This window comes from Aquabacterium sp. (genome assembly GCF_049317225.1).
GTDB lineage: Bacteria > Pseudomonadota > Gammaproteobacteria > Burkholderiales > Burkholderiaceae_C > Aquabacterium.
The window spans coordinates 26,001-39,674 of the sequence record NZ_JBMOIR010000005.1 but is presented as its reverse complement, the minus strand read 5'-3'; the positions used below and the strand labels follow the sequence as shown (position 1 = coordinate 39,674).

General features: G+C 57.1%; 12 protein-coding genes and 1 pseudogene. 8 read left to right on the top strand and 5 right to left on the bottom strand.

The genetic code is table 11. From position 1 onward, the window contains the following. Nucleotides 1-14: 14 nt before the first annotated feature. Genes ACOYNB_RS05495 through xrtB (ACOYNB_RS05475) form a run of 5 tightly spaced genes read right to left on the bottom strand, consistent with a single transcriptional unit; the run spans nucleotide 15 to nucleotide 5,164 of the window. Nucleotides 15-1,193, bottom strand: a complete 1,179-nt coding sequence (locus ACOYNB_RS05495) for a lipopolysaccharide biosynthesis protein (protein ID WP_422838128.1) — start codon at nucleotides 1,191-1,193, stop codon at nucleotides 15-17. A 25-nt stretch (nucleotides 1,194-1,218) separates the two neighbouring features. Further along, complete coding sequence (locus ACOYNB_RS05490) at nucleotides 1,219-2,397, bottom strand: glycosyltransferase (protein WP_422838127.1); 1,179 nt, start codon at nucleotides 2,395-2,397, stop codon at nucleotides 1,219-1,221. Next, nucleotides 2,397-3,527 (bottom strand): GDP-mannose 4,6-dehydratase, encoded by a 1,131-nt coding sequence (gene gmd / locus ACOYNB_RS05485; protein WP_422838126.1) that lies wholly within the window; start codon nucleotides 3,525-3,527, stop codon nucleotides 2,397-2,399. Before gmd ends, ACOYNB_RS05490 begins: the two co-directional genes overlap by 1 nt. Nucleotide 3,528: 1 nt before the next feature. Further along, complete coding sequence (gene epsI, locus ACOYNB_RS05480; protein ID WP_422838125.1) at nucleotides 3,529-4,272, bottom strand: exosortase-associated protein EpsI, B-type; 744 nt, start codon at nucleotides 4,270-4,272, stop codon at nucleotides 3,529-3,531. Next, nucleotides 4,259-5,164, bottom strand: coding sequence for an exosortase B (gene xrtB, locus ACOYNB_RS05475; RefSeq protein WP_422838124.1), 906 nt, complete (start codon nucleotides 5,162-5,164; stop codon nucleotides 4,259-4,261). The genes epsI and xrtB (ACOYNB_RS05475) overlap by 14 nt, the downstream gene beginning before the upstream one ends. 457 nt (nucleotides 5,165-5,621) lie before the next feature. On the opposite strand from xrtB (ACOYNB_RS05475), the gene ACOYNB_RS05470 reads away from it, so the two are divergent. The 8 genes and pseudogenes from ACOYNB_RS05470 to ACOYNB_RS05435 all read left to right on the top strand — a co-directional run. After that, nucleotides 5,622-6,494: a WecB/TagA/CpsF family glycosyltransferase gene (locus ACOYNB_RS05470; protein WP_422838123.1), complete on the top strand. Its 873-nt coding sequence runs from the start codon at nucleotides 5,622-5,624 to the stop codon at nucleotides 6,492-6,494. Nucleotides 6,495-6,590: 96 nt separating this feature from the next. Further along, nucleotides 6,591-7,532, top strand: a complete 942-nt coding sequence (gene fcl, locus ACOYNB_RS05465) for a GDP-L-fucose synthase (protein WP_422838122.1) — start codon at nucleotides 6,591-6,593, stop codon at nucleotides 7,530-7,532. Between the two features lie 84 nt (nucleotides 7,533-7,616). After that, nucleotides 7,617-8,507 carry an exosortase B gene (gene xrtB, locus ACOYNB_RS05460; RefSeq protein ID WP_422838121.1) on the top strand — a complete coding sequence of 297 codons (891 nt, stop codon included), beginning with the start codon at nucleotides 7,617-7,619 and terminating at the stop codon, nucleotides 8,505-8,507. A 16-nt stretch (nucleotides 8,508-8,523) separates the two neighbouring features. Continuing rightward, nucleotides 8,524-9,939: a chain length determinant protein EpsF gene (epsF, locus tag ACOYNB_RS05455; protein ID WP_422838120.1), complete on the top strand. Its 1,416-nt coding sequence runs from the start codon at nucleotides 8,524-8,526 to the stop codon at nucleotides 9,937-9,939. A 13-nt stretch (nucleotides 9,940-9,952) separates the two neighbouring features. Further along, nucleotides 9,953-10,819, top strand: coding sequence for a polysaccharide biosynthesis tyrosine autokinase (locus tag ACOYNB_RS05450; RefSeq protein ID WP_422838119.1), 867 nt, complete (start codon nucleotides 9,953-9,955; stop codon nucleotides 10,817-10,819). A gap of 24 nt (nucleotides 10,820-10,843) precedes the next feature. Next, entirely contained in the window at nucleotides 10,844-11,533 is a 690-nt protein-coding gene (locus ACOYNB_RS05445; RefSeq protein WP_422838118.1) for an exosortase C-terminal domain/associated protein EpsI, read from the top strand. A 15-nt stretch (nucleotides 11,534-11,548) separates the two neighbouring features. Continuing rightward, on the top strand, nucleotides 11,549-12,517 hold the full coding sequence (locus ACOYNB_RS05440) for an NAD-dependent epimerase/dehydratase family protein (protein ID WP_422838117.1): 969 nt from the start codon (nucleotides 11,549-11,551) through the stop codon (nucleotides 12,515-12,517). A gap of 2 nt (nucleotides 12,518-12,519) precedes the next feature. Then, nucleotides 12,520-13,644: pseudogene (locus tag ACOYNB_RS05435) on the top strand (glycosyltransferase family 4 protein); the annotation flags it as partial. Nucleotides 13,645-13,674: the final 30 nt, after the last annotated feature.

Genomic DNA, 13,674 nt, shown 5'->3' with positions numbered 1-13,674 from the left:
TCTGAGCCAACTTCTCAAGATTTCCATAAGACCACCAATGCTGCCAACATGCCCACGCAAGATGCAAGCGCCACGCTGTACGCTTGCAAGCCTGGTGCGGCAAGCCAGACCACGACCACGGACAAGAGGGCCTGCAAGACACCCGATGACATGATGCGGGTCGAATGATCCAGCGCCCGCGCACGATACGTCGACAAAAGCCATACGAACGTCAATGCCACCACGGCTGACTGCGCAGTCACCAATGCACCATACGGTCGATAGGATGGACCAAACACCCAGGCCATCAGGTCTGCGCCCTCGATCGAAATCAAGAGCAGCCCCATAGCGAGTCCCCCACCCACCCAAACAGCCACTTGGCGAAGGTAGCGGCTCATCCCGACATGCCCCCGGTTTTTCAGCGCTTCAACGCATCCAGGCTGAATGACGTTATGAAAGGCCTGGAACAGCACGTTCGTAGGCCCAAGTAAATTCTGCGTGGCCCGTACAGCACCAGAGGCCTGAGGGCCCAGCAAGTGCGCCACCACATAGAGCAGCCCGGCGGAGCCCAACCATTGAGACTGCTCGGCAACCAAATAAGCACGCCCAACACGCCACAACTCCAGGCTGGCAAAGCGGAATCCCGTCCAAGACGGGGAAAGTCTGAGGAAAACCAACCCGCACATGCTCCCCAGCGCATAACAAGATGCAACGCACAGCAATGCACTGCCAACCGTCAACTGTGCCTTTTGATGGAGCACCGCCAGGGCACCAACCTGCCCCCCATAGGCCAACAGATCCATCCACAACGCGGCATGTGGCGCCCCCGTTAAAAAGCAATAACGACGGACCCAGTCCTGCAACTGAAAGCAAAGGACCACAGCTGACAGACCGCACACCTCGAACGACGTCAACCAATCCGGACGCCATTGACGCAAGAGGCTTCCCGCAAAAAGCACCACTGAGGCGGCAACCAAGGCCAAAGCGATCTGACTGGCCAATGTCCCGCGGAGAAAAGACATCTTCCGCACGCCGTCCAGACGCGGCGCCAACGTCAGCATGGGCAACCAAATCAATGCGCCAGCCACCGTATTCACATACAGCACCACACCAAATACGAGCGCCCAATGCCCAAACTCCGACACCCCCAGGAATCGCGCGATCAACGCACTCACCAGAAAGTTGCAGGCACTCACCAAACCTTGGTCGGCCAACACCCAAATTGGGCTTCGCCGCGCGTCAGCCACGCATCATCTCCGCTTCGCGCGTCTGGTCGTAAATAGAGGACAACAGCTCGTAATTGCGTTCAGCCGTATAGGACTGTTCATACGCCACACGGGCATTTTGGCCCATTGCACGCATCGCCTCGGGATGGGCGTCGGCCCATTGCAACTTCACCAACAAGTCCGATGCATCACCAGGCTCGAACAACAAACCTGTACGCCCCTCCTGGACCAACTCGGCAAGTGAGCCATGCCGACTAGCAATCACAGGCAAACCTGACGCAAAGGCCTCCACCAACGTGCGAGGAAAGCCCTCATAGCAAACACTCGGAATCACCAAGTACGAAGCTGCCTGCATCTTGCTCAGGATCACGTTCAGAGGTTGAGCCCCACGATAGGTCGGCCCCGCCACCGCGCGAACCTGCGACTCCAGAGGACCCGAACCAATGATCTCGACCTCATGCACTGGATATTGCTGCAAGGCACTCAACAAAACCTGAATGCCCTTCTCCACCGACAGACGGCCCACATAAAGGCCACCCTTGCGCGCCCCCTCCTGCGGGCGCGATACGCCATCCACAAAATTGGGCTTGATCACGATGCGATCGTCAGGCAAACCACCTTCGATGAACTTGCTGCGACAGAACTCATTCAAGGCAATGAACCGATTCACCTTGGACACATAGGTGCCCAGCACCCGATGCAGCCCCAGCATCATCGCAACGGCTGCACTCTGAACACGAGACTCCCGGTAACAGCCATGCACAACAGCCTCCCAAGGGAAATGGCCCACGCAGCGCTCACACACTTGCCCATCCCTCAGCAAAGTCGCCTGAGGGCATAACAGCCGGAAGTTATGCAGCGTCATCACCGTGGGCACACCCAGATCCCTGGCTGCCCAAAACACAGAGGGTGAGACCAAGGGGAAGGCGTTATGAACATGCACGACGTCTGGTCGAAAACGCTGCACAGCCTCCGTCACCTGACACGTTGTCTGCCGAGACCACATGGTCTGCACCGCCACGCTCATGCGAGACATCTGATCGACATCATCGTTATGTCGCAGCAGCATCTCCACATCGTGCCCATGCCGCGTTAATAGCGCGACCTCTGCCTCGACAACGCTGTCCTCCCCCCCTCGTTGCTGGTAGGCGTTATGCACCACCAGCACACGAGCCTTGTCACTGCAGCCCATTATTCATAGTGGTCGTAAGCCTGGAATCCGGCCAGCTTCACCAAACTATCGCGCTTGGCAGAGGTGTAGTCGCTGAGCACCATCTCGGACACCAGTTCTTGCAGGGAAATCTTGGGGGTCCAGCCCAGCTTCTCACGTGCCTTGGTCGGATCACCCAGCAAGGTTTCCACTTCGGTGGGGCGGTAGTAGCGAGGATCCACCCGCACGATCACATCACCCACCTTGCACTTGGCCAGCACCTTGCCGTTGACAGGCTCGACCTTCACCACGGTGCCGACTTCTGCCTCTGCCTCGCCTTCAAACGACAGGGTGATACCCAGCTCCTTCGCAGCGAATTCCACAAACTGACGCACGCTGTACTGCACGCCGGTGGCAATCACAAAGTCTTCGGCCTGGTCTTGCTGCAGCATCAGCCACTGCATTTCCACGTAGTCCTTGGCATGCCCCCAGTCACGCAACGCACTCATGTTGCCCAGATACAGGCAATCTTGCAGACCCAATGCGATGCGGCTGATGGCGCGAGTGATCTTGCGGGTGACAAAGGTTTCACCGCGCACCGGGCTTTCGTGGTTGAACAACACGCCGTTGCAGGCATACATGCCATAGGCCTCACGGTAGTTCACCGTGATCCAGTAGGCGTACATTTTGGCCACGGCATAAGGGCTGCGCGGATAAAAGGGCGTGGTTTCCTTTTGGGGAATCTCTTGAACCAATCCGTACAACTCGCTGGTCGAGGCTTGATAGAACCTGGTCTTCTTCTCCAGCCCCAGGATGCGAATGGCTTCCAGCAAGCGCAGCGCACCAATGCCATCGGCATTGGCGGTGTACTCGGGCTCTTCAAACGACACAGCCACGTGCGACTGAGCTGCCAGGTTGTAGATCTCGTCGGGCTGCACCTTCTGAACAATGCGCACCAGCGAGGTCGAGTCGGTCAAATCCCCGTAGTGCAGGATGAAGTTGCGGTTGTCAACGTGTGGATCCTGATAAAGGTGATCAATCCGATCGGTATTGAACAAAGAAGACCGGCGTTTGATGCCGTGCACTTCGTACCCTTTCTTGAGCAAGAACTCGGCCAGATACGAACCATCCTGACCGGTCACGCCGGTAATCAGTGCAACTTTCTTCGTCATATCACTCTTCTTTGGAACCAAAAAAACGACCTCGATCAGCAGGCGCCATCGCGTGCGCCAGATCATTGATGAACTGGGTGTGCAACAGCTTTGCCTGATTTCGATCAGCTTGATCTGCACCAGGCGTCAAACTGGACACGCGCATCAACATCCCGTCCATGATCCAGCCCTGCAGACCGTACTTCAATTGCGCCAACTTGCGCGACACACCCGGAATACTAGCGCTGCGCCCTAAAGTAACCCAGTAGGTGATTGGCTCATATCGCATACCCGCCGTCGCCATCAGGCGAACCACCCTCAAATCGTGATCCTGAACCTTGATGGCATCGACACCCGTCTTGTTCACCACAAACCCTTGCGCGGCGTAACAGAACTCCGGACGATGCGCCGCCGTTGACTCTGAATTTTGGTTACGCCCGTAAGCGATGGTCAACATGACACGCGAGCCATCATCCCGCAGATAGGTCCGACTCAGGGTCGCAGAGTACAAAGACTGCACCTTGCGCTCCACGGTCGGGTCAGGCAAAACGGGCACCACGGAAGGATCCAAATGCCACGCCCCAAAGCGCTCCGGCACAGCCTGTTCCAAATTCAACGGGGGCAACTCATCGGCCAGTGCCCGTTTTGGCGTCCACCAATAAGAGAGCGCGACCCCCAGCATCAGCACTGCAACGGCAAGCAGTGCGGCCTTCAGAGCGCCCGCCTCCCCGTCACGCGCCAAGATCGTCGATTCACCGGCTGCCACGAGCACCTCCATCCTGGTCAAAACGCGCAGCCAAGAGGCGATCCAATCCGTATGTCAACAGCAGCGCCACGCCAAACAACACCATGCCAGCAAAGCCGTGCATGAACCCCTGACCAGCCTGATCACCAAAATAGTATGTGATCAACACCAAGATCATGACGCGCGTGACGTTCGAAACGAACGAAATGGGAATGATCGCCACCCCCAAAATCACGTTTCGGGCCTTGGAGGTGTAGTTCATGATCTTCATGTACAGAAACCCCAGGGCCTCCAGCGTAAACAGGGAGTTCAGCCCCGAACAGGCGTCTGCCACTAACAACTGATAGGGGCCAATCGACAAGGTGACACCGGTTCGAGCGATCGGGTAGCCTGCCCAGTACAGAACCTGCTCGGCGACCACAGATACGGCGCTCTTGAGTGGCATGGTCATGGCTTGAACCAGCACCCCCGGCAAAGGCACCATGAAAAACAGAAACAACAAGGGAAACCATGCCGTACGCAGCCCGCGCCAACCACACAGCAAAAGTATGCAGGCAGGCAACGTCAACAGCAACGAGCCCGCCTCCAACTCGATGACACGCTGAGATCGCCCGATCGCATAGGTCAAGGCAGACAGCAGCAACAGCGGCAGCGCGACCCATGGTGCTGGCTGCACCCGGGAGGCAAACAAACTGCCCCGCATGTCCCAAAGCAGCCACGCACAGGCGGCCAAAATCATCGGGCCATGCCCTTGTTCATCGGTCGACCACACATCTTCTGCCAGACGGACAAACGTCGGCCCATACATGACCGCCAAACCGCAGACCAAGACACCGAGCGCCCGCAAAGGGTAATGCACGGCCGGCAGCGCGGATACGTCCGTCGTATGGAGCGGAGAAGAGGTAATCGCCATGATGAACAGATAAGAAGCCGCCCTGACGCGGCAGGCTCTACTGTGACGGATAAGGCCGCGAAAGTTCCGGCAACCAAGGGAGAGTGCGCCCCCCCAACAACGGGGCTCGCCAACATGGCGCGTCGCACCTTCGCCCCTCCCCACGCAAATCAGGGGGCGAAGTCGAGCAAACCCCCTCATGGTTGACCCGTGCGACCGACCACGTCAACGCCCCCTCGATTAAACGACGTTGGCGCAATTAGTTCCCATCAGCTGGATGAAACACAGGGTTAATACTCTCCCCGGTCAGCATCCGCTCACGCGACTCACCCCGAAACCCACCCATCCCCGTGACAGCTTGTGACAAACGCCCACTTGTTTCAGCGGTTTCCCTGAACCTGCTCGCCCGGGCCTCGTTTCTACAATCTGTGCAACGACAGCGGCTTCGCGGCTGTTGAAACCCAACAAGGCGGGTTGCATGAGACATCCTGATCCCAACTTTATGTATCCCTCGCAATCGTTCGCCGAACACGAGCGGATGCTCGCACAGCTCAACCTCAAGGTAGGCAAACCCTTCATGCGTCGTGGCGCCTACGTTCTCGACTCGCACATTGACGCCATCAATTGGGACGATGTCCTGTCTCGCCTGGTGGCATGGGCCAACCAGCATCAGTCACGTTACGTCACCTTGTGCAATGTGCACTCCGTCGTCACTGCTGCGCAAGACTCCGCCTTCAACAAGGTCATTGATCAAGCTGATCTGGCGCTGCCTGATGGCGCACCGGTGGCTTGGGCGCTACGTCGTGAAGGGTTTCCATCTCAACAGCGCATCAATGGTCCAGACCTGATGTGGCGTTATCTGTCTGTTGCAGAAAAAATCGGGCAGTCCGTCTTTTTCTACGGCTCTTCCGAGAGCACATTGGAAAAGTTGAAGAACCGACTGCAACAGTCGTTTCCAAAGCTCCGAATCGCCGGCATGATCTCCCCCCCTTTCCGAGAACTCACGGAAGAAGAAGATCGCAGCTATGTTGATCAAATCAACCGTTCTGGCGCGAATGTGGTGTTCGTCGGATTGGGGTGCCCCAAGCAAGAAAGCTGGATGGCTGCACACCGCGGCCACATTCATGGCGTGATGCTCGGTGTGGGCGCGGCATTTGACTACCATGCCGGCGTCATCCAGCGCGCTCCGAACTGGATGCAACGCATGGGACTGGAATGGCTGCATCGACTGGCGAGTGAACCGCGTCGACTCGCTCGCCGCTATGCCATCACGAACAGCGTTTTCATGTACCGTGTACTCAAATCAGCGCTGTTGGGTGCCCCCTCCCCGGAGGACCGGCGAAGTCGTTAAAGCCCGACATTCGTGATTGATACGCCGCTCCACGAGCGGCGTTTTCATTGCCGAAAGCCTAAACTCAACAGCCAAGCCTCTCGCCCCTCATTCAGCATGGACAAGCAAGCCAAAATCTTCGTCGCGGGCCATCGCGGCATGGTCGGATCCGCCATCGAGCGCCAGTTAAAGGCGCGAGGCTACGAACACGTGATCACCCGCAGCCGCACAGAGCTCGACCTGCTGAATCAGCAGGCTGTGCATGACTTCCTCCAAGCCGAGCGCCCGGACTACATCTTCATTGCGGCAGCCAAGGTCGGCGGCATCCAGGCGAATAACGTCTTCCGCGCGGACTTTATCTACCAGAACCTCATGATTGAGGCCAATCTGATTCACGGCGCCCACATGGCGGGCGTACAGCGCCTCATGTTCCTCGGATCCAGTTGCATCTATCCGAAACTGGCGCCTCAACCCATGACGGAAGACGCGTTACTGACAGGGCTGCTGGAGCCGACCAACGAGCCTTATGCCATCGCCAAGATCGCAGGCATCAAGCTTTGCGAGGCCTACAACGCGCAATACGGCCGCCAATATGTGAGCGTCATGCCCACCAACCTCTACGGCCCCAATGACAACTATGACCTGAACAACAGCCATGTGCTGCCCGCCCTGATTCGAAAGGCGCACGAGGCCAAGTTGCGCGCAGATCACGAGTTGGTCGTGTGGGGTACCGGAACGCCCATGCGGGAGTTCTTGTATGCGGACGACCTGGCTGACGCCTGCGTCTACCTGATGGAGCAGGACTACGCGGGGCCATTGGTCAACATTGGCACCGGCACGGATGTCACCATCCGAGAACTGGCAGAAACCGTTCTCAAGGTTGTCGGTTTCAGTGGCGGCCTGACCTTTGACACCACCAAGCCAGACGGTACCCCCCGGAAGTTGATGGACGTATCCCGACTGAAAGCCTTGGGCTGGCAGGCACGCACCCCCCTTGAGGGGGGTATTCAATTGGCATATCAGGACTTTCTTAAGCGTTACGCCTCAGAGGCCACCTAAGGGTCCACACCAAGTTAAGGGGTCAGCCTGATTCGACCCGACATCGTGCGGAACTTCTATTGCATGATGAACGTCGGATCAGCCATGAATTCTTCCCTAACATCCCCTCCAGCCAGCCCGACTTCTCTACCGAGTCGCATAGAACTCGGGCTGCTTGCTGCTGGGCTGCTGGCAATGTACGTCCCGACGTACATCATGCTGGACAAGACCCTCTGGGGGGTGGTGGGGCAAGGGCACGGCCCAGTCATGCTCGCGCTGACAATATGGCTCTTCTGGACCAAGTGGCCGGACTTGGGCAGGCTACCTGACACATCCAACCCTATTGCCGGATCCACCAGTCTGCTGCTTGGCCTGGGCAGCTATGTGATCGGGCGGTCACAAGACATCCTGTTCATGGACGTCGGGTCACAAACGCTGGTTCTGCTTGCCTTGCTCCTGTTTTACAAAGGCTGGGCAGGCGTTCGGCTCATGTGGTTCCCGCTGCTCTTCTCCCTGACCATCGTTCCCATCCCGGGCTCCATCGTCGACAAAATCACAGGCCCCATGAAGGCGGGCGTGTCCTTTGTCGCGGAGTACGTCATGTACGCGCTGGGCTTCCCGATCGGGCGATCAGGGGTCACGCTCACGATTGGCCCCTATCGCTTGCTCGTCGCAGATGCCTGTGCGGGGCTGAATTCCATTTTCGCGCTCGAGGCCATTGGCATCTTCTACATCAGTGTGATTCAGCACACCCAGAAGCTACGCAACGTTCTTCTTGCACTGATGGTCATCCCCATCTCGTTCACATCCAATGTTGCACGCGTCATCGCATTGACACTGATCACCTATTACTTTGGTGACGAAGTGGGACAAGGCTTTGTGCATAACTTTGCTGGCATCTTGCTTTTCATGCTTGCCACAGCCCTGCTGATTCTGTTCGACGGTTTGCTGGGGCTGACCGTTTACCGCAACAAAGCTACTGCCCCCTCAGCCTGACTGACTGGACACCCGAATGAAGTTTTCGCAGTTCCTCGCCATCCTGCGTGCTCGATGGCTCATTCTTGCCGGCACGCTGCTCTTTTTCATCACGTTGGCCGTATTGGCCAGTTTGATGATGGCCAAGAAGTACACCGCCACCGCGGCCGTTTTGGTGGACTCACGATCGCCTGACCCCATCACTGGTGTGATGAGCAGCACTTCGGCATCGTATATCTCGACTCAGATGGACATCATCCGAAGCGAGCGCGTTGCCCTGAAAGTCGTCAAAGAACTCAAGCTTGATGACAACAAGCAACTGCGGAGCATCTGGCAAACCAAAACCGGCGGGATGGGCTCCTTCCCCAACTGGATCACAGACTTGCTGCTGGACAACCTGGATGTTCGGCCGACCAAGGATTCGTCGGTCATTTCTGTCAGTTACGTGGGGGCCGACCCGACATTTGCTGCGGCCATCGCCAATGCCTTTGTGGACGCATACATCGACACATCGCTCGAACTGCGCGTCGAGCCAGCGAAACAGTTCAATCAAATGTTTCAGATGCAGCTGAAACAATCTCGAGATCGAATTGATTCGGCACAAACCAAACTCTCGGCGTTTCAGCAAGCAAAGGGCATCACGGCTGCAGATGAACGCATGGACGTGGAGACGGCCCGACTCAACGAGTTGTCCTCCACCTTGGTGTCTCTGCAAACACAATCTGCGGGTGCCCTGAGTCGGACAGGCAGCACGGGCCTAAACAGCCCAGACGCCCAGGCCAGCCCTGTGATCAGCACCCTGAAAGCAGATTTAGCTCGCCAAGAGGCCAAGCTCAAAGAGTTGAGCGCACGATATGGCGACCAGCACCCAGCCATCGCAGAGACACGTTCGTCGATTGCAGAGCTGAAACAACGCATTGTTGATGAAGCCAAAAGTGTGAACCTGGCAACAGGCGCGACCAGTCAGATCAGCCGGGACTACGAAGCTCGCATCCGCGCGCAACTCAATGCTCAGCGCGAACGCGTCCTGCAATTGAAAGCCGTACGTGACGAAGCGCTGATGCTGCAGCGCGATGTCGACAGCGCTCAACGTGCTTACGACGCCATCTTGGCGCGTGCCAATCAGTCTGTTCTGGAAAGTAGCAGCAACCAGACGAATGTGTCATCGCTGAAGGTGGCTGTTCCACCACTGGCTCACTCGGCGCCGCGGCCTATCCTCTACATCCTGCAGGCAATCTTTGTGGGTCTGTTCTTGGGCATTGCCATGGCCATGGCGGTAGAGATGCGCAATCGCCGCATCCGCAGCACAGAAGACATCGAAGATTTGATTGGCATTGACTTGCTGGGCCGCATGCCCGACGCCACCGCAACGGGTGGTATCAGCCTGCCAATCAAATTTGCACCTCGTCTGCCCGCCCGCGCACTGCTTCAGTTGCCGTCCGCAAGCAAGTAACACCTTCGTAGTCATGCTCGCAACCACTGACAAAACAGACCCGTCGATCGGCGACATCATTTCGCGCATCAACAACCTGAGCGCCGAGCAGATCGAGCAGATTCTTCAACATCAGAAGGCCACCAGCCTCAAATTTGGAGAAGCTGCCGTCGACTTGGGGTTAGCCCAGCGTGAGGATGTCCTGTGGGCACTGTCTCAGCAGTTCCACTACCCCTATCAAGGGCGCGAAGCCGAAAGCGTATCCGACGAACTGGTGGTTGCCACCGACCCGTTCAGCACAACGTCCGAGTTCTTCCGCGACATTCGCACCCAGCTCTTGTCTTCTGCATTTCAAAAAGGACGTGCGGAGCGATTGGCACTGGCTGTTTGCAGCACAGACATTGGAGATGGCAAGACCTTCTTCTGCGCCAACCTGGCGGTCGCCTTCAGCCAGCTCTCCGGACGCACGCTGCTGATTGACGCAGACATGCGCACGCCCCGACAGCAAAAGATCTTCAACGTCGACCCGAATCAGGCTGGCTTGAGCAACATCTTGTCTGGCAGAGCAGAAGCAAACGTCCTGCGCCCCATCGACTCCTTGCCCAATCTCTATTTGTTGCCGGTCGGCGTGGTGCCTCCCAACCCCCTGGAACTGATTCAGGGCGAGGCGTTTGACAACTTGATTGCCAACGTCCTGCCCAAGTTCGATTACGTAATCATTGATACCCCCGCAGCCATTCATGGCGCGGATGCTCGTGTCATTGCGGCCAAAGCTGGTGCAGCGTTGGTCGTTGGGCGAGAGGGCGTAACACGCATTGATGCACTCAAGCCCCTGTGCACGCAGCTCAAAAAGAACTGCGCAGTGTTCGCAGGCGCCTTGATCAACGATCACACATCCTGACCCGCTTCTTGCGCTGAGACCCCCATGGCTGCTTCGTTCCGTAAAACTGCTGTGTTGATGACCTGCTTGCTGGCAGGTGCCATCACTGCACGTTTACTGATACCGAACGCTGTTCATGTGGAGGCTTACCCAGAATTTGACCAGCGCCTTCCCAGCCAAGTAGCACAGTGGACCTACACCCCGTCAGCCATGCAGCAGGTAGCCGCGTCGACGGCCAAAGACACTGATTTGTCCCAGCCGTATAACGAGGTGTCCATGCGCACCTACCGCGATCAGCAGGGACATGCGGTCATGTTGACACTGGCTTGGGGGCAAAGACAGCGCCAAGAGGTCAAGGTTCATCGGCCCGACCTGTGCTATGTGGCACAGGGCTACAAAGTCATCTCGCTTTCCAACAAACAGGCGACGGGATTCTCAGGGGTGTCGCATCCCGTGCTGGTGCATCACATGCTCGCTCAAAATGCGCAAAGCTTCGAAGCTGTGGCGTACTGGATGCGCATCGGGTCGAACTTCTCTGAGGGGGCGCTCGAAACTCGCATGCACATCATTGAGGAAGGGCTCAAGGGCCGCATTCCCGATGGCATTTTGGTCCGCAGCTCTATCAGAGCCAACACAAAAGAAGAGGCCGAGGCGGCGTTCCCGTTGCTGGATCAGTTTTTGCTCGATCTCTACGGCAGCACGCCAAGCATTCTGCGGCCCTACTTGATCCGCTAAGACTCAGGGACCCACATGAACATCGTCATCTTTGGGGGGGCCGGTTACATCGGCACTCACCTGGCCAAACACTTCATTGAAGACAACGAAGACCATCGCGTCGTGATTGCTGACATCCAGCCAAGTGAGCTCGCAAATCATCCGCAGGTCAGTGCCCTTCATGTGGATGTGCGCAATCCGATTCCCCTGGACATTTGCAAGTTCGGCAAACCTGACTGGATCTTCAACCTCGCAGCCATTCACCGTGAGCCAGGGCATGAGCCTCACGAATACTTTGACACCAACATCGCTGGTGCAGAGAACGTTTGCGGCTATGCGACAGCGGTGATGTGCCAAAACATTTACTTCACCAGCAGCATCAGCGTATACGGCCCGACCACAGGCCCGACCCCTGAAACTGCCCGCATTTGCCCCATCAGCCCGTACGGTGGTTCCAAGTTTCCTGCGGAATTGATTCACAAGGCATGGCAGCAACAAGGCGCCAACCGCCGACTGATCATCGTTCGCCCCGGCGTTGTGTACGGCCCCAAGGACCCCGGCAACATCGGACGCATGGTGCACGCCATCAAGAAGGGCTACTTCGCCTTCCCTGGCTCGATGGATGTCAAAAAGTCGTACGCCTACATTTACGGCATGCTCGACAGCATCCGTTTCGCCATGGCGCGCACTGAACCCGTCATCACCTACAACTATGTTGAGACGCCAACGGAAAGCCTGGGCACCATTGCACACATGGTTCGAGACCACGTCAAAAGCAAGGCTCCCATTCTGAGCCTGCCCACAGCACTGCTGCTACCTGCAGCGCACTTGGTGCAAGCGATTGCGGGCAAGCGTAACCCGGTGCATCCGGTGCGCGTCAAAAAAGCGGGCATGTCAACCCATATCGTGCCGCAAACACTCATCGACATGGGCTTTGAGTTCAAGTACCCGTTCAAGGCTTCTCTGGAGCACTGGAACAAGGTCAATCCATCTGACTTTGCCTGAGCATGAAGCCTCTCAACGAACTCAAGGTAGCCATTGTTCATGAATGGCTGATTGACTACTCAGGCTCTGAGCGGGTGGTCGAGCAGTTGCTGCAGTGCTTTCCACAAGCTGACTTGTATTCAGTTGTGGACTTTCTGGAGGACCATGAGCGCGGCTTCCTGGGGGGACGCAAAGCACGTACAACCTTTATTCAGAATCTGCCACGCGCCAAGAAGAGCTTTCGCGCCTATTTGCCCTTGATGCCGATTGCCATCGAGCAACTGGACATGTCGGGTTACGACCTGATTTTGTCGAGTGCCCATGCAGTGTCGAAGGGCGTGCTCACCGGCCCAGACCAAGTACATATCAGCTACGTGCACTCCCCGATCCGTTACGCATGGGATCTGCAGCATCAATACTTGCGAGAGTCGGGCCTCATCAAAGGATTGAAGGCCAACATCGCTCGGGCCATCTTGCACTACATGCGACTGTGGGACACCCGCACGGCCAATGGCGTGGACGTGTTTGTGGCCAATTCGGGATTCATCGGTCGCCGTATCAAGAAAGCCTACCGCCGAGACAGCCTAGTGATTTATCCGCCCGTGGCCACGGACAAGTTCACGCTGCACGACAAGAAAGAAGACTTCTACGTCACAGCGCAACGCATGGTGCCTTACAAGCGCGTGCCGCTCATTGTTGAGGCCTTTTCCAAGATGCCTGACAAGAAGCTGGTGGTGATTGGTGATGGCACCGAGTTTGAAGCCGCCAAGGCGGTTGCGGGCCCCAACATCACCTTCCTGGGATATCAAAGCTTTGAGGTGTTGCTCGACCACATGCAGCGAGCCAAGGCATTTGTCTTTGCCGCAGAAGAGGACTTCGGCATCACCCCCGTGGAGGCTCAAGCATGCGGCACACCCGTGATTGCTTTTGGCAAAGGCGGCGCCTTGGAGACGGTCCGTGGACTGGACTGCACACACCCGACGGGCGTATTCTTCAATGAACAAAGCCCCGTAAGCCTCTGCCACGCTGTCGAACGCTTTGAAAAGGAGCAGGCACGCATCACTGCGACCGCCTGCCGTGAGAATGCATTGCGCTTCAAACCCGAACGTTTCCGCGAGGAAATTCTGGCGCTGGTCACACAGACTTTGAGCGTCAACGCTTGCATCTGATCTCTCCCC